This window comes from Pseudomonas sp. NPDC096925, assembly GCF_044762545.1.
GTDB lineage: Bacteria > Pseudomonadota > Gammaproteobacteria > Pseudomonadales > Pseudomonadaceae > Aquipseudomonas.
Map to the genome: position 1 here is coordinate 226,960 of NZ_JBIWEM010000002.1, position 16,170 is coordinate 243,129.

Consider the following 16,170-nt stretch of genomic DNA (forward strand, 5'->3'; position numbering starts at 1 on the left):
GCCGGCCCTTTCGCGGGTAAACCCGCTCCCACAGGTACTGCACAGGCTTTGAAAGCGGTGCAGTACCTGTGGGAGCGGGTTTACCCGCGAAAGGGCCGGCACAGGCAAAGTGTACAGGCTCAGGCAAACGCGTTCTGTCGCAAGACTGGCGTCAGTTGTCGCCAGACTCTCGCCGCAATGCCAACGGCGTACACCCGAACGCCCGCAACATCGCCGCCGAAAACGCACTCTGCGAGCTGTACCCCACCTGCGCCGCAATCTCGCCCATCGGTAGCAAGGTCTGCACCACCAGGCGCCGCGCCTTGAGCAAGCGCCGCTGGCGAATGTAGTCCATCGGCGTCATCCCGCACTCCGCAGTAAAGCGCGCATGCAGGCGGGCACTGGACAACCCGGCGATGCGCGCCAGGTCAGCCACTTGCAGCGGGTAGGCGGCATGCTGCTCGATATGCGCATCGAAGGCAGCATAGGGCAGGCGCTGGCTGGCGCTGACCCTGGCGGCCGCCGTGGGGTTGAGGCTGGCCAGCAGCAGCGCTGCCCCTTGCCGGGCAATCAATGGGTCATGCATGGGGCTGGCCGCCAGCCAGTCCACCAGCTGCTGCTGGCGCTCATCCAGGCCCAGGGCGCCGGGGCGGTCGAGCAGACGGCGGCTGGCATCGGCATGTTCGCCCAGTTGCTCGCGCAACCAGTGGTCCCCGGGCACATCCAGCACCAGGCAATCGCTGCCGCCATCGCTGGCGCAGGTGTGATGGGCACCCGCCGGTACCACGATCAGCCCCTGCCGATCGATCCCGGCGCCATGCCCCTGCACCTCGAACTCCAGGCGGCCGCGCAGGCCGAACACCAGTTGCGGGTGTTCGTGGCTGTGGGCGATCAGGCTGTCGCGGTAATGGCGCAGCGAGAGGATCGGGCCGGCGGTCATGGGTAGCGTCGTCCTCGCAGGGCAGAAGCGCATTGTGCCTCATTCCCTGCAACCCATCACTCGTAACGGTTTTGCCACTGCGCTGTCATCCGCGCCTGCCAGTCTCCAGCAAACTGCGCCGGAGCCTGCCCATGACCCATGCCGAACTGTCCCGCCCCTCGCGCAAGCAACGCGTGCGTACCCTGTGGATTTCCGATGTGCATCTGGGCACCCGCGACTGCCAGGCCGAACACCTGTCGCAGTTCCTCAAGGGGTACCAGGCCGACCGCATCTACCTGGTGGGCGATATCATCGATGGCTGGAAGCTGCGCGGCGGTATCTACTGGCCACAAGCCCACACCAACGTGATCCGCCGGTTGCTGACCATGAGCAAGCGGGGCACCGAGGTGATCTACGTCACCGGCAACCATGACGAATTCCTGCGCCGTTACTCCAGGCTGATCCTCGGCAACATCCAACTGGTGGACGAGGCCGAGCACCTCACCGCCGATGGCCGCCGCCTGCTGGTGATCCATGGCGACCAGTTCGACGTGATTACCCGTTACCACCGCTGGCTGGCGTTCCTCGGTGACCGTGCCTACGAGTTCACCCTGGTGCTCAACCGCTGGCTCAACCACTGGCGTGCCCGCTATGGATACGGCTATTGGTCACTGTCGGCGTACCTGAAGCACAAGGTCAAAGGCGCGGTGAACTTCATCAGCGACTTCGAGGATGCCATTGCCCATGAGTGCACCCGCCGTGGTTTTCACGGGGTGGTGTGTGGGCATATCCACCATGCCGAGATTCGCCAGGTGGGGGAGGTGGAGTACCTCAATTGTGGGGATTGGGTGGAATCGTGCACGGCGCTGATCGAGCATTGGGATGGCACGATCGAGCTTTATCGGCTGGCGCAGGCGCAGGCGCGAGAGGCGCAGGCAGCAGCGGCGGTGCGCGAACAGGCGTAGGGCTTGAGGGCCCTGGGGCTGCAAAGCAGCCCCAAAAAATCTACAGGCTGATCTTGCCCAGCAGGATATCCCGAAACATCACGAAATCCCCTATCAGGCTGTACAGCGGATGGGTAAAGGTCGCTGGCCGGTTCTTTTCGAAAAAGAAATGCCCGACCCAGGCAAAGCCGTAGCCGAACACCGGCAAGGCCAGTAGCAGCAACCATTTGCCACTGCCAATGGTATAGGCCAGCAAAGCAATCACCAGGCTGGTGCCGACAAAGTGCAGGCGGCGACAGGTGGGGTTGCTGTGCTCCCCCAGGTAATAAGGGTAGAACTCGGCAAAACTGCGAAACTGCGCTGTGCGGTTCATGGCAGTGCTCCGGTATTAATACTTCTGGACAAGATGCACGGCGTGGAGCCTGATTCGAGTCTAGAGTGACTGGCGAGGCCTATCAGTGACAATAGGCGCCAATTGAATATCCGTGGGGTTCACCGCAGGAGCGGTCAGCATAAAATGCCTGTCATGAGCGAAAGAACCACGTCGGCCAGCTGGGCATCAGGGATCGTGAAGGCACTCGAACTGGAAGGGCTGGACTGCCGGGCCATGTTCAAGCAGCTGGGGCTGGATTTCGCTGCGCTCGACGACCCCGACGCGCGCTTCCCCCAGGACTCCATGACCCGCCTGTGGCAACTGGCGGTGGAACTGTCGGGCAACGAGGCCATAGGCCTGAACATGGCGCGGGTGGTGCGCCCGGCATCGTTCCATGTGGTGGGTTATGCGTTGATGTCCAGCCGCACCCTGGCCGAAGGCTTCGAGCGCCTGGTGCGTTACCAGCGCATCATCGCCGAGAGCTCCGACCTCAGCTTCTCTCTCGGCCCCGAGGGCTATTCGCTGATCCTGACCGTACATGGCGACCATCTGCCGCCGACCCGGCACAGTGCCGAAGCATCGCTGGCCTGTGCGCTGGCGCTGTGCAGCTGGCTCAGCGGTCGGCCGGTGCAACCGCGCCGGGTGCTGGTACAGGGGCCGCAACCAAAGAATATCGAACCGTACAAAGCGGCGTTTCATTCGCCGCTGGTGTTTGGTGCGCCGCACGATGCGCTGGTGTTCGAGCGCGCCGACATGGAGGCACCGCTGCCCACCGCCAATGAAGCCATGGCCATCCTGCATGACCGCTTTGCCGGCGAATACCTGGCGCGTTTCTCGGAAAGCCGGGTCACCCACCGCGTGCGCCAGGTGCTGTGCCGTATCCTGCCGCAGGGCGAGCCCAAGCGCGAAACCCTGGCCCAGGCCCTGCACCTGTCGCAGCGCACTTTGCAGCGGCGGTTGCAGGAAGAAGGCACCAGCTTCCAGACCCTGCTCGATGACACCCGCCGCGAACTGGCCGAACAGTACCTGGCGCAGCCAGGCATGACCCTGATGGAGACCGCCTACCTGCTGGGCTTTGCCGACCCCAGCAACTTCTACCGGGCGTTCCGCCGCTGGTACGATGCCACGCCTGGTGAGTACCGCGCGCGTCTGGGCGCGGAGCCCGAGGTGGTCAGTGGCGCCAGAACGCCGGCATGCACAACACTAGCACCGTGATGATTTCCAGGCGGCCGAGCAGCATGCCGCTGGCGAGAATCCACTTGGCAGCGTCCGGCAGCGTGGCGTAGTTGCCCGACGGGCCGATCACTTCACCCAGGCCCGGGCCTACACCCGAGACCGTGCCGGCAGCGCCAGTCAGGGCGGTCATCCAGTCTACGCCAAGCAACGACAGCAGCAGCGCCATGACGCATATGGTAATGGCGAAGAAGAACGAGAAGGTCAGGATCGAACGCACGATTTCTTCGTCGAGGCGGTGGCCGTTGTACTTCTGCTTGATCACCGCGCGCGGATGGATCAGCTGGTTGAGGCTGGCCTTGAGCAGGATGTAGGCGACCTGGAAGCGGAAGATCTTGATGCCACCTGCCGTCGAGCCGGAGCAGCCGCCGACGAAGCCCAGGTAGAAGAACAGCATCAGCGAGAAGTTGCCCCACAGGCTGTAGTCACCCAGGGCGAAACCGGTGGTGGTGACCACCGAGGTCACGTTCAGCGCCACGTGGCGCAGGGCATCGAGCCAGTGCAGATTGGTGGTGGCCCAGTACCAGGTGCCAAGCACCAGCCAGGTGGCCACCAGCATGCCCAGCAAGCCTTGCACCTGCTGGTCGCGGATCAGTGCCTTGCGGTTGCCACGCAGGGTGGCCACGTAGAGGGTGAAGGGCAGGCTGCCGAGGATCATCACCACCACCGCGACCCAGTGCACGGCCGGGATATCCCACTTGGCCAGCGACTGGTCGGAGGTGGAAAACCCGCCAGTGGAGATCGCCGACATGGCGTGGTTGATTGCATCGAACGGGTTCATGCCGGCCCACCAGAAGCCCAGCGCGCCCAGGATCGAGAAGCCGACGTATACCCCCACGATCGACTTGGCGACCATGTGCGAGCGCGGCATGACCTTCTCCGAGCGGTCGGACGATTCGGTCTGGAACAGGCGCATGCCACCGATGCGCAGCAGCGGCAGGATCGCAACCGCCATGCCGATGAAGCCGATGCCGCCGAGCCAGTGCAGCATCGAACGCCACATCAGGATGCCTGGAGACATGTTATCGAGCCCGCTGAGCACGGTGGCACCGGTGGCGGTGATACCCGACATGCTTTCGAAGAAGGCGTCGGTGTAGCTGATGTGCTGGGTCAGCAGGAACGGCAGGGCGGCGAATACACACACCACCAGCCAGCTGCTGACGGTCAGCAGGTACATATCGCGCGGGCGCAGGTGCACATGCTCGGGGCGACCCTGAAGCACCAGGGCCAGGCCGGCGACAAAGGTGATCAGGCTCGACCAGAGGAACGACGGCATGTCACGGGTGCGTTCGAAGATCACCAGGGTCGCCATGGGCACTGCCATGCTGACGGCGAGGGTAATCAGGAAGATGCCGATGATGAAACCAATGATCCTTAAGGTCGGCAACGCCATGTGATCTGCTCTGACTCGAAACGGAAGGGCGCCATTCTACCTATGGGTCTGGTGATGTAAACGCTAGAATGGCCGCACATTTACCTGCCAGGAGGGTAGCCGATGGAGGCTCTCGACGCATTGCTCAACCGTGTTTCCGTGCCACGCCTGACCGACCCGGCGCCCAATGCCGCCCAGCGCGAGGCGCTGTTCCAGGCCGCCCTGCGCGCCCCGGACCACGGCCAGTTGCGGCCGTGGCGGTTCCTCACCATCGAAGGCCAGGGCCGCGAGAAGCTGGGTGAGCTGTTCGCCGAAGCGTTGCAGCACAAGGGGGATGCCAGCCAGGCTGCCCTGGACAAGGCCCGCGCCATGCCCCTGCGGGCGCCGTTGCTGATCGTGGTGATTGCCAAGCTGCAGGATCACTTCAAGGTGCCCAGGTCCGAGCAGCGGCTGGCGGCGGGCTGTGCGGCGCACGGCATCCTGATTGCGGCGCATGCGCAAGGTATCGGTGCGGTGTGGCGTACCGGGGACATGGCCTTCGATGCCCACGTGCACAAGGGCTTGGGGCTGGCCGAGAACGAGGAACTGATCGGTTACCTGTATGTTGGTACGCCGCTGACCGAGCCGCGTACGGCGCCCATTCTGGAAACCGCTGATTTCGTCAGTGCCTGGGGCGAGTAACGCAGCCTTGGGCTGATTGCTCTATCAGGGCTGCTGGCCCTTTCGCGGGTAAACCCGCTCCCACAGGTGTGGCACAAATTTCAGGCCTTGCACAGTACCTGTGGGAGCGGGTTTACCCGCGAAGAGGCCAGAGGCCTTTACATTATCAACTGCCGGTTGCCTCAGTCACAGGCAACTCCAGCCGAGCTACAAATCCACCCTGCGGATGGTTCTCCAGCACCAGGCTGCCACCATGCCGCTCGGCCGCCTTGCGAGCAATCGCCAGCCCCAGCCCATGCCCCGGCGCGTCCTGCCCCGGCGCACGGAAGAACGGCTCGCCCAACTGCGCCAGGTGCTCCGCCGCTGCCCCAGGCCCATGGTCGCGCACGCTCAACACGATACGCTCCTGCTCGCGCACGGCGCTGATTTCGATCGGCTGGCCCGGCGGGTTGAAGCGCAGGGCGTTGCGTAGCAGGTTGTCCACGGCACGCTCGATCAGCGTGGGCCAACCCTGCAAGGTCAACCCAGGCTGTGCCTCCAGGCGCACGTCCTGCTCCGGTGCGCTGAGCTGGGCGTCCTTGCGCACGCTGCCGAGCAGGGCATTGAGGTCTACCGGTTCGGCGTGAGCCTGTTCGGCATCGACCCGCGCCAGGGCGAGGATTTCGCTGATCAGGTCTTCCAGGCGGTCACATTCGCGAGTCAGGCGTGGCCACAGGGCTTCACGTTGCTCGGGCTCGGCGCGCTCGGCCAAGGCCAGGGCGATGCGCAACCTGGCCAGTGGTGAGCGCAGTTCATGGGACACATCGCGCAGCAACTGGCGCTGGCTGCCGATGGTGCTTTGCAGGCGCGCACCCATCTTGTTGAAGTCCTTGGCCAGCACGCCGAACTCGTCACGCCGCGCCGCCAGCTGCGCCAGGCTGTTCTGCTGGTAGGTGGTCTGGCCCAGGTCATGCACGGCGCTGCGCAGGCGGCTGAGCGGGCGGGTGATGGACAGGGTAACCAGCAGGCTGAACAGGGTCAGCACCACCAAAGCAATGCCCAGCGCACTGAGCGGCCACAACAGGCTTTCGCGGTGCCAGGCATCCAGCGCCGGGTGGGGGATGCGGTAGATCAGCAGGTAGGTCTCGCCGGTGTCGGGGCTGGTGTATTCCTCGGTCAGCCGGCGCCACGGCAGGCGCCGCTGGTCATTGTGCTGGCGTGCCTCGAAGGCCGCCGCACGGCGCGGGAAGGTGCCGGGCACCACGGCTTCGCCACTGTCATCGAGCACCTGCACGTCGATCTTGTAGCGGTCCTTGCGCCGTTCCAGGAAGTGCTGTGCCGAAGCCAGGCCTTCCTGCTCGTAATGCTTGGCCCACTTGCTGGCCAGGGTATTAAGGCCCGGGTGGCGGCTGAGGATCCAGGCGTCCTGGTTGAGCATATGGCCCAGCAGGATCGACAGGCCCGCAACCAGGGTGATGGCCAGCCAGAAACTGGCCAGGATGCGCCAGAACAGTGAACGCAAGTGCACCTCCTGCAAACGAGAAACGCCCGGCTCGCACTGAGGCGAGCCGGGCATCGGGCGGACAGCTTACTGGGCCTTGTTGCCTTTTTCAGCTTTCCAGGCCTGGAACTCCTGCCATTCTGCTTTCTGTGCGGCGCGTTCCTTCTGCAGTTCGTCGAACTTCTTCTGCTGCTCAGGCTTGAGCAGGGCACGGACCGCGCTGTCGGTCTTGTCGCGGTTGGCCTGCAGTTCGTCCTTCATCGCTTTCTGGTCGGCGGCCGGCAGCTTGGACAGGTAGCGCTCGGTGATGTCGCGGCGCTGTTTCATCTGCTCGCCCATCAGCTTGCCGATCTGCTGGCGCTGGTCACGGCTCAGGTCCAGTTGGTGGAAAGGCGCATCACCGCGATGATGCGGGCCGTCGTGGCGCGGGCCGCCTTCAGGCATGGCCATGGCCACGGTCGGCAGGGCGGCGGCGAACATCAGGGCGATAAGGGTCTTGCGCATGGTGTCTCTCCTTTACATAGGCCGGTGGTTACCGGATGAGCACAGTCTAGGGAGATCACCGTCAAGCGCGGTCAGCGGATGGTAAAGGCTCGGTAAAGATGTTCAGAGGCAGTAGTAATAGCCGCGGCTGCGCAGGGCGACGATGCGTGGCCGGCCATCGGCGTGGGGGCCGATCTTCTTGCGCAGGTTGCTGACGTGCATGTCCAGGCTGCGGTCGTACAGGGTCAGCTTGCGGCCCAGGCCGATCTGCGCCAGTTCCTGCTTGTCCAGCGGCTCGCCGGGTTGGCGCAGCAGGGCCTCGAGAATGCGGCTTTCGGACAGGGTCAGGGTCATTTCGCGGCCATCGATGCTGGCCACGCCACGAGCCGGGCTGTAGACCAGGTCGCCCAGTTCCACCTGGCTGGTGGTGGCGGTGGGGTGGCTGCGGCGCAGCACGGCACGCAGGCGAGCGGTGAGTTCACGCGGGTCGCAGGGTTTGGCCAGATAGTCATCGGCGCCCAGTTCCAGGCCGAGGATGCGGTCCAGCGGCTCGCCGCGGGCCGAGAGCATCAGCACCGGCAGCTCGGCATGCTCGCTGCGCAACTGCTTGAGCAGTTCCAGGCCACTGCCGTCGGGCAGCATCACGTCCAGCACCACGGCTGCCGGGGCATGCGTAGCCAGGGCCTGGCGGGCGCTCTGGCCATCGTGGCAGGCGCGCACGGTAAATCCCTCCTGGGTCAGCCAGCTGCCGAGCAGCTCGCACAGCTCCTGGTCATCATCAATCAGTAACAGCTCGCTCATGACTCACTCAATTCAACCATTGACGGCGGCTAAATCGGCCCGCCAGTGGCAAAGATACCGCAGACTGATGGCAACAGTATAACTGCTGGTAACGCGTGGCCTTCTTCGCGGGTAAACCCGCTCCCGCAGGGAAAGTGCAAGCTTGAAGCCTGCGCCGTCCCTGTGGGAGCGGGTTTACCCGCGAAGAAGCCCACGCGGTCTCAGATCAAGGCAGTACTTGCTTGAACGGCTTGACCACCACCTTGTCGTACACACCGGCCGCAATGTAAGGGTCGGCATCGGCCCAGGCCTGTGCCGCAGCCAGCGATTCGAACTCGGCAACGATCAGGCTACCGCTGAAACCCGCTTCGCCCGGGTCGTTGCTGTCGATGGCCGGGTGCGGGCCGGCCAGTACCACGCGGCCCTCGGCCTTCAGCTGCTGCAGGCGTTCGATGTGCGCCGGGCGGGCAGCCAGGCGCTTTTCCAGGGAGTTTGCGACGTCGCTGGCGATGATGGCGTAGAGCATGTCAATCCTTGGGTTTGGAGGTAGATGGGTCGTCGTGCAGGTGGCGCGACAGGTACACGCCCTGCGCCACGAGGAATATCACGGTCATGCCCAGGCTGCCGAACACCTTGAAGTCGACCCAGAAGTCCTGGAAGGTGAAGGCGACGAACAGGTTGGCCGCGCCGCAGAACAGGAAGAAGCCGATCCATGCCAGGTTCAGGCGGGCCCAGATGGCATCGGGCAGGCTCAGGGCGTGGCCCATGATGCGCTTGATCAGCACCCGGTCGCCGACGAAGTGGCTGCCGGCGAAGCCCAGGGCGAACAGCCAGTTCACCACCGGCGCCTTCCACTTGAGGAAGGTTTCGCTGTGGAAGGTCAGGGTCAGGCCGCCGAACACCAGGCAGGCCACCAGGGTCAGCCACTGGCCCTTTTCCAGCTTGCGCTGGCGCAGGAACAGCGCGCCGTAGACCACCAGCGAGCTGATGATCAGCATGGCCGTGGCGCTGTAGATACCACCGAATTCGAAGCTGTGGCCGGCGACTTCCATAGGGCGCGGGTCGAGCTTGTAGACGATGAAGAACAGCAGCAGCGGGATGAAATCGATGAATTGTTTCACAATGGCAGCCAGAATCGGGATGTGACGGCATAATAACAAACATCGATTCCAGCGAAAGCGCTCCTCCATGAATGTTGATCTGCACTGTCACAGCACGGCCTCCGACGGCGCCCTGTCGCCCTCGACACTGGTCGCCCGGGCCCATGAGCACGGGGTGCAAACGCTGGCACTGACCGACCATGACACCATCGAAGGCCTGCCCGAGGCGCGCCAGGCCTGCTGCGACAAGGGCATGCACTGGGTCAGCGGGGTGGAGCTGTCGTGCACCTGGGGTGGCGCGACCATCCATGTGCTGGGCTACGACTTCCCGCTCGACGCACCGCCCCTGCTGGCGGCGATCGAAGCGCTGCACCGTGGCCGCTGGTTGCGCGCCGAAGAAATCGACAAACGGCTGGCGGCCAAGGGCATGCCCGGTACCCTCGAAGGCGCCCGCGCCGTGCAGCACGAGCTGGGCGATAGCGGCAATGCGCCGGCGCGCCCGCATTTTGCCGAGTACCTGGTGCGTGCCGGGCACGTCAAGGACCGCGGCGAGGCGTTTCGCAAATGGCTGGGCGCCGGCAAGCTGGGGGACGTCAAGCAGCACTGGCCGACCCTCGATGAAACCGTCGCCACCCTGCGCCAGTCCAATGCCTGGGTGAGCCTGGCGCACCCCATGCACTACGATCTGACCCGCAGCAAGCGCAGAAGGCTGATTGCCGACTATATTCAGGCAGGCGGGCAGGCACTTGAAGTGGTCAACGGAATGATGCCAGCCGAGCAGGTGGGCACGATGTCCATCCTCACCCGTGAGTTCGGCCTGCTGGCAAGTGCCGGCAGTGACTTCCACGGCCCCGGCACCTGGGGCGAGATCGGTGCCTACCGGCCTTTGCCCGAGGACCTGCCACCTCTGTGGCGCCGATTCAGCCATGAACAGCCTTTGGCGGTATGAACAGGACGACTACGTGAGCCAATTTTTCCAGATTCATGCGGAGAATCCGCAGGTGCGCCTGATCAAACAGGCCGTCGAGATCATTCGCAAGGGTGGCGTGGTGGTGTATCCGACCGACTCGGCCTATGCCCTGGGGTGCCAGATCGGTAACAAGGCAGCGATCGAGCGGGTGCGCCGCCTGCGTGGCCTGGACAAGACCCACAACTTCACCCTGATGTGCTGCGACATGTCGCAGTTGGGGTTGTATGCCAAGGTCGACACTGGCACTTTCCGCCTGCTCAAGGCCCATGTGCCCGGGCCTTACACTTTCATTCTCAATGGTACCCGCGAGGTCCCGCGCCTGCTGCTGCACGAAAAACGCCGCACCATCGGCCTGCGCGTGCCGGACCATGCCATCACCTTGGCCTTGCTGGCCGAGCTGGGCGAGCCGCTGATGAGCGTGAGCCTGATCCTGCCGGGTGATGACGAGCCGATGACCGACCCTCACGAGATCCGCGAGCGCCTGGAGCATCATGTCGACCTGGTAATCGACGGCGGTTTCGGTGACCTCAAGGCATCGACCATCATTGACCTGTCCGGCGATGAACCGGAACTGGTCCGTGAAGGCTGCGGCGACCCCACGCCATTCCTGGTCAACGCGTGAGCCAGGTGGAAACGCCCGAGGCACCGGCCGAACAGGCCGAGACGCCTCGGCAGCTGCAACTGGCCCTGGTCTATGGCGAAGCCCTGACCGAGCTGCCGCTGGACCTGTACATCCCGCCGGACGCCCTGGAAGTCATCCTCGAAGCCTTCGAAGGCCCGCTGGACCTGTTGCTGTACCTGATCCGCAAGCAGAATATCGACATCCTCGACATCCCGGTGGCGGAAATCACCCGCCAGTACATGGGCTACGTGGAGCTGATGAAGAGCGTGCGCCTGGAGCTGGCCGCCGAGTACCTGGTGATGGCTGCCATGCTGGCCGAGATCAAGTCGCGCATGTTGCTGCCGCGCTCGGCCGACGTCGAGGAGGAGGAGGGTGACCCGCGCGCCGAACTGATCCGCCGCCTGCAGGAATACGAGCGCTTCAAGGCCGCCGCCGAAGGCATCGATGCGTTGCCACGGGTCGGCCGCGAGGTGGTGGTGCCGCGCCTGGAGGCGCCGCAGGCCAAGGTGCGCAAGCTGTTGCCCCAGGTCAGCCTGGAAGAGCTGCTGGTGTCGATGGCCGAGGTGATGCGCCGCAACGACCTGTTCGAAAGCCACCAGATCACCCGCGAGACCTTGTCCACCCGCGAGCGCATGAGCCAGGTGCTGGAACGCCTGAAAGGCGGCGGTTTCGTGCCATTCGTCGAGCTGTTCGCCGCCGAGGAGGGCAAGCTGGGTGTGGTGGTGACCTTCATGGCGATTCTTGAGCTGGTGAAGGAATCGCTGATCGAACTGGTGCAGAATGAACCTTTCGCCGCCATTCACGTGCGGCTCCGCCCGGCGCTTGTTGAAGAACCTGATGAACCTGAATGAACCCCGCGACCTGGCGTCGCTGATCGAAGCCTTTCTGCTGGCTTCGGGCAAGCCGCAATCCCTGGAGCGCCTGTACGAACTGTTCGAAGAGGCCGAGCGCCCCGAACCCAAGGTGTTCAAGCAGGCCCTGGAGGTGCTGGGCAAGTCGTGTAACGGCCGCGCTTTCGAGTTGAAGGAAGTGGCCAGCGGCTACCGCCTGCAAATTCGCGAGGACTATGCCCCTTGGGTCGGGCGCCTGTGGGAAGAGCGCCCGCAACGTTATTCACGTGCGCTGCTCGAGACTCTGGCCCTGGTCGCCTATCGCCAGCCCATCACCCGGGGCGAAATCGAGGATGTGCGTGGCGTGGCGGTGAACAGCAACATCATCAAGACCCTGATGGAGCGCGAGTGGATCCGCGTGGTCGGCTACCGCGAAGTGCCCGGCCGGCCGGCGATGTTTGCCACCACCAAGGCGTTTCTTGACCACTTCAACCTCAAGAGCCTGGATGAGCTGCCGGCCTTGGCCGAGCTGCGCGAAATGGAACCGGAGCCGCTGCTCGACCCGGACGATGCGCCGGTGCCGGCCCACTTGCAGGCGTTGGCCGATGCCAGCCTTGGGGAGGAGGAAGAGGTTGTTGAGCCGAAGGAGGAAACCAGCTTCCGAAGCTTGCTGGTGGAACTGGATGCCATGGAAGAAGGGCTGAAGACCGATTTTGATGATTTGCGTGAGGAAGAGCCTGAGGCCTCGGTGGAGGAAGAGGGCAAGTCACTGCCCTGATTCCTTTGTTGTCTGTGCTGGCCTCTTCGCGGGCACGCCCGCTCCCACAGGGATATCACAGGTCCTGAGGGCTGCGCGGTACCTGTGGGAGCGGGCGAGCCCGCGAAAGGGCCGGAACCGGCAACACATCACCATTAGGCAGAAATCCCTCGCAAAGCCCACAAAACCCTCTACCCTCCAGTGCGTTCCCCCGCCGAACCGCGTATGATGCGCGGCCTTTTGGCGCGTTCGTCGCCAGAACCCTTATTTCATTCCTACACCGGGAGGTGCCCAGATGAGTGAGCAAGACCTGCAAGATACCGAAATCACCCCTCCATCCGGCGAAAAGCTGCAGAAAGTGCTGGCGCGCATCGGCGTTGGCTCGCGCCGTGACGTCGAAGCCTGGATCAGCCAGGGCCGCATCAAGGTCAACGGTGTCGAGGCCACCCTCGGCCAGCGCGTCGACCTGCACGACGCCATTGCCGTGGATGGCAAGCTGATCAAGCGCGAAGAGGCCGCCGAGGCCACCCGCCGGGTGATCATGTACAACAAGCCCGATGGCGAAATCTGCACCCGTGACGACCCGGAAGGCCGCCCGACCGTGTTCGACCGCCTGCCACGGCCCAAAGAAGGCCGCTGGATCAACATCGGCCGCCTCGACATCAACACCACCGGCCTGCTGCTGTTCACCACCGACGGTGAACTGGCCAACCGCCTGATGCACCCGTCCTACGAGATGGACCGTGAATACGCGGTACGTGTGCGGGGTGAGGTCGACGACGAGATGATCGAGCGCCTGAAGGCCGGCGTGATGCTGGAAGATGGTCCGGCCAAGTTTACCGACATCCAGAAAGCTCCCGGTGGCGAAGGCTTCAACCACTGGTACCACTGCGTGGTGATGGAAGGCCGTAACCGTGAAGTGCGTCGCCTGTGGGAGTCCCAGGGCATGGTGGTCAGCCGCCTGAAGCGCGTGCGTTTCGGCCCGGTGTTCCTCAACTCCGACCTGCCGATGGGCCGCTGGCGTGAAATGACCCAGGGCGAAATCGACATCCTCGCCGCTGAAGTGGGCCTGCAGCCGGTGGCGCTGCCAGCCATGAAGCTCAAGGCCAAGGACAAGATGGAGCGCCTGCAGCGCAAGTCCACCCGTCCGCTGGGCCGTGGCGAGCGCGTGCGCAACCTGCGCCCGGCTCACGAAGGCGCTGCAGCCGAGCAACGCCCGGCGCGCCAGCCGCGTGAAGAGTCTCCACGCAAGAGCGGCCGTGGCAGCACCGTGGCCGAGCGCCCGAGCGAGATGCGCAAGCGTCCGGGCAAGCCTGAAGGCGACAAGCCGGCAGGCCGTGGCCGCGGCAAGCCGCGTGGCTGATTGGCCTGTGCAGCAATGAGAAACCAGCCTTCGGGCTGGTTTTTTTATGCCTGTGAGAATTTGGGGGCTGCTGTGCAGCCCATCGCGACACAAGGCCGCTCCCACAATAAAACGCGTCACATGCGGGAGCGGCCGTGTGTCGCGAAAGGGTCGCAAAGCGGCCCCAAGATATTGAACAAAAAGAATTTTTCGGACGACTGGCAAGTTCTCGAACCACCCTGTAAAGAAATTTGTACATTTGTGGCCGAATTCAGCCCTGATTTCAGATTGATCCCGGCTGTGTAAACAAACCTTGCCGCCGCCAACGCGCCAAAGCCGCCGCCCCGCCCCCGCCCACCCTTGCCCAAACCCCCGCCCCACGGTGTTATAGCCGTCATTGCCGTGTGCAAAAGCCTGTCCACAGAGCCAGGCTGACAAAACAACAAATGGAGGCGCCATGTACGCCGATCACTCCGCCTTTCAAGGCCCACACCACAGGATCGCTGCGTTTTTTCCCAAGGAAACGATGCAACGCGTTGACGCCTGCGCGTTTGCAGGGGTATACAGTGCGCCGCGTTTTACCTGTGACTCCTTTGCGTACCGCGCACTCTTGATCACGCCTGGTTGACCCGCCCCGGCGGCACCTGAGGTCAAGAAACCCAAGGTAATCACCTTGCCCATTCCGCTGCGCCACGAGCGCGGTGGGTCCGATTCCGTCACAGATAAAAACAATGCAGGTGACTTCGTTCATGAGTGGACAAAACATGCATTCAGGCGAGCTCAAGCGGGGCCTGAAGAACCGCCATATCCAGTTGATCGCCCTCGGTGGTGCGATTGGTACCGGCCTGTTCCTCGGCTCGGCAGGCGTGATGAAATCCGCTGGCCCGTCGATGATCCTTGGCTACGCCATCTGCGGCTTCATCGCCTTCATGATCATGCGCCAGCTCGGCGAAATGATCGTCGAAGAGCCGGTGGCCGGCTCGTTCAGCCATTTCGCCCACACCTACTGGGGTGGTTTCGCCGGCTTCCTGTCAGGCTGGAACTGCTGGGTGCTGTACATCCTGGTGGGCATGTCGGAGCTTTCGGCGGTCGGCAAGTATGTTCACTACTGGTGGCCGGAGATCCCCACCTGGGTCACGGCGGCAGCGTTCTTCGTGCTGATCAACGCCATCAACCTGATGAACGTGAAGTTCTTCGGAGAGGCCGAGTTCTGGTTTGCCATCATCAAGGTGGTGGCCATCGTCAGCATGATCGGCCTGGGTGCCTACCTGCTGACCAGCGGCAGCGGCGGCCCTGAAGCCACCGTGGCCAACCTGTGGTCGCATGGCGGCTTCTTCCCCAACGGTGTCAGCGGGCTGGTGATGGCCCTGGCCTTCATCATGTTCTCCTTCGGTGGCCTGGAAATGCTCGGTTTCACCGCCGCCGAGGCCGACAAGCCGAAGACCGTGATCCCCAAGGCGATCAACCAGGTCATCTACCGTATCCTGATCTTCTATGTCGGTGCCCTGGTGGTGCTGCTGTCGCTGACCCCGTGGGACAACCTGGTCGCCAGCATCGATGCGTCCGGTGGCAGCTACGGCAGCAGCCCGTTCGTACAGGTGTTCTCGCTGCTGGGCAGTGACGTGGCCGCTCACCTGTTGAACTTCGTGGTCCTGACTGCGGCACTGTCGGTGTACAACAGCGGCACCTACTGCAACGCCCGCATGCTGCTGGGCATGGCCGAACAAGGTGACGCCCCGGCGGCGCTGGCCAAGGTCGACAGCCGCGGTGTACCGGTGCGTTCGATCCTGGTGTCGGCAGCCGTGACCCTGATTGCCGTGCTGCTCAACTACCTGATGCCGTCGAATGCGCTGGAACTGCTGATGTCGCTGGTGGTGGCCACCCTGGTGATCAACTGGGCGATGATCAGCTACTCGCACCTGAAGTTCCGCCAGCACCTGGACCGCACCGGCCAGAAGCCGCTGTTCAAGGCGCTGTGGTACCCCTATGGCAACTACATCTGCCTGGCGTTCGTGGTGCTGATCCTGGGCATCATGCTGATGATCCCGGGTATCCAGGTTTCCGTGTATGCAATCCCGGTGTGGCTGTTCGCCATGTTCGTGGCCTACATGATCAAGCCGCGTCGCAAGGCGCAGGCTGTTGGGGCGGCTGGTAGCGTGGCCCGATAAGGCGCTACAGGTAGCGTATGAAAAACCCGAAGTCAGGAACTGGCTTCGGGTTTTTTATTGCCTGTACCGGCCTCTTCGCGGGTAAACCCGCTCCCACAGGGATATCACCTGACCCGAGAGCAGCGCTACATCTGTGGGAGCGGGTTTACCCGCGAAGA

General features: G+C 63.7%; 16 protein-coding genes and 1 pseudogene. 9 read left to right on the top strand and 8 right to left on the bottom strand.

What is annotated here, in order from left to right; all coding sequences use genetic code 11:
• Positions 1 to 151: 151 nt before the first annotated feature.
• Complete coding sequence (locus ACIQYU_RS06985) at positions 152 to 919, bottom strand: AraC family transcriptional regulator (protein ID WP_207830946.1); 768 nt, start codon at positions 917 to 919, stop codon at positions 152 to 154.
• A 131-nt stretch (positions 920 to 1,050) separates the two neighbouring features.
• Here ACIQYU_RS06985 and ACIQYU_RS06990 point away from each other — a divergent pair, with 131 nt between their 5' ends.
• Complete coding sequence (locus ACIQYU_RS06990; RefSeq protein WP_207830947.1) at positions 1,051 to 1,863, top strand: UDP-2,3-diacylglucosamine diphosphatase; 813 nt, start codon at positions 1,051 to 1,053, stop codon at positions 1,861 to 1,863.
• A gap of 40 nt (positions 1,864 to 1,903) precedes the next feature.
• Here the strand turns inward: ACIQYU_RS06990 and ACIQYU_RS06995 are convergent, their stop codons facing one another.
• The gene (locus ACIQYU_RS06995) at positions 1,904 to 2,215 is read right to left on the bottom strand and encodes a DUF962 domain-containing protein (protein WP_015271286.1); all 312 of its coding nucleotides are present in this window, start codon (positions 2,213 to 2,215) and stop codon (positions 1,904 to 1,906) included.
• A 153-nt stretch (positions 2,216 to 2,368) separates the two neighbouring features.
• Here ACIQYU_RS06995 and ACIQYU_RS07000 point away from each other — a divergent pair, with 153 nt between their 5' ends.
• Positions 2,369 to 3,430 carry an AraC family transcriptional regulator gene (locus ACIQYU_RS07000; protein ID WP_207830949.1) on the top strand — a complete coding sequence of 354 codons (1,062 nt, stop codon included), beginning with the start codon at positions 2,369 to 2,371 and terminating at the stop codon, positions 3,428 to 3,430.
• Here the strand turns inward: ACIQYU_RS07000 and ACIQYU_RS07005 are convergent.
• Complete coding sequence (locus ACIQYU_RS07005; protein ID WP_207830951.1) at positions 3,387 to 4,841, bottom strand: TrkH family potassium uptake protein; 1,455 nt, start codon at positions 4,839 to 4,841, stop codon at positions 3,387 to 3,389. The two genes, ACIQYU_RS07000 and ACIQYU_RS07005, sit on opposite strands and share 44 nt — an antisense overlap.
• A 102-nt stretch (positions 4,842 to 4,943) precedes the next feature.
• On the opposite strand from ACIQYU_RS07005, the gene ACIQYU_RS07010 reads away from it, so the two are divergent.
• Positions 4,944 to 5,501, top strand: a complete 558-nt coding sequence (locus ACIQYU_RS07010; protein WP_207830955.1) for an NAD(P)H nitroreductase — start codon at positions 4,944 to 4,946, stop codon at positions 5,499 to 5,501.
• A gap of 145 nt (positions 5,502 to 5,646) precedes the next feature.
• Here ACIQYU_RS07010 and ACIQYU_RS07015 read toward each other — a convergent pair whose 3' ends face one another.
• From ACIQYU_RS07015 to ACIQYU_RS07035, 5 genes are all read right to left on the bottom strand, one after another.
• A complete protein-coding gene (locus tag ACIQYU_RS07015) occupies positions 5,647 to 6,987 on the bottom strand; it encodes a HAMP domain-containing sensor histidine kinase (protein ID WP_207830975.1) in 1,341 nt (446 codons plus the stop codon).
• Between the two features lie 60 nt (positions 6,988 to 7,047).
• Positions 7,048 to 7,464: a Spy/CpxP family protein refolding chaperone gene (locus ACIQYU_RS07020; protein WP_025340137.1), complete on the bottom strand. Its 417-nt coding sequence runs from the start codon at positions 7,462 to 7,464 to the stop codon at positions 7,048 to 7,050.
• A gap of 102 nt (positions 7,465 to 7,566) precedes the next feature.
• A complete protein-coding gene (locus ACIQYU_RS07025) occupies positions 7,567 to 8,244 on the bottom strand; it encodes a response regulator transcription factor (RefSeq protein WP_025340136.1) in 678 nt (225 codons plus the stop codon).
• Positions 8,245 to 8,449: 205 nt separating this feature from the next.
• Positions 8,450 to 8,749 (bottom strand): YciI family protein, encoded by a 300-nt coding sequence (locus ACIQYU_RS07030; protein ID WP_012273585.1) that lies wholly within the window; start codon positions 8,747 to 8,749, stop codon positions 8,450 to 8,452.
• Between the two features lies 1 nt (position 8,750).
• Positions 8,751 to 9,344, bottom strand: coding sequence for a septation protein A (locus ACIQYU_RS07035; RefSeq protein WP_063912900.1), 594 nt, complete (start codon positions 9,342 to 9,344; stop codon positions 8,751 to 8,753).
• 67 nt (positions 9,345 to 9,411) lie between these two features.
• Between ACIQYU_RS07035 and ACIQYU_RS07040 the strand changes: the two genes are divergently transcribed.
• From ACIQYU_RS07040 to ACIQYU_RS07065, 6 genes and pseudogenes are all read left to right on the top strand, one after another.
• The gene (locus ACIQYU_RS07040) at positions 9,412 to 10,272 is read left to right on the top strand and encodes a PHP domain-containing protein (RefSeq protein WP_207830958.1); all 861 of its coding nucleotides are present in this window, start codon (positions 9,412 to 9,414) and stop codon (positions 10,270 to 10,272) included.
• Between the two features lie 13 nt (positions 10,273 to 10,285).
• A complete protein-coding gene (locus ACIQYU_RS07045) occupies positions 10,286 to 10,915 on the top strand; it encodes an L-threonylcarbamoyladenylate synthase (RefSeq protein WP_207830960.1) in 630 nt (209 codons plus the stop codon).
• Positions 10,916 to 11,040: 125 nt separating this feature from the next.
• Entirely contained in the window at positions 11,041 to 11,766 is a 726-nt protein-coding gene (locus ACIQYU_RS07050) for a ScpA family protein (RefSeq protein WP_207830977.1), read from the top strand.
• Entirely contained in the window at positions 11,753 to 12,523 is a 771-nt protein-coding gene (gene scpB / locus ACIQYU_RS07055; RefSeq protein ID WP_402798699.1) for an SMC-Scp complex subunit ScpB, read from the top strand. The genes ACIQYU_RS07050 and scpB overlap by 14 nt, the downstream gene beginning before the upstream one ends.
• Before the next feature lie 274 nt (positions 12,524 to 12,797).
• Positions 12,798 to 13,865: a 23S rRNA pseudouridine(2605) synthase RluB gene (gene rluB / locus ACIQYU_RS07060; RefSeq protein WP_207830965.1), complete on the top strand. Its 1,068-nt coding sequence runs from the start codon at positions 12,798 to 12,800 to the stop codon at positions 13,863 to 13,865.
• A 728-nt stretch (positions 13,866 to 14,593) separates the two neighbouring features.
• A pseudogene (locus ACIQYU_RS07065) lies at positions 14,594 to 15,961 on the top strand (amino acid permease); the annotation flags it as partial.
• Between the last annotated feature and the right edge of the window lie 209 nt (positions 15,962 to 16,170).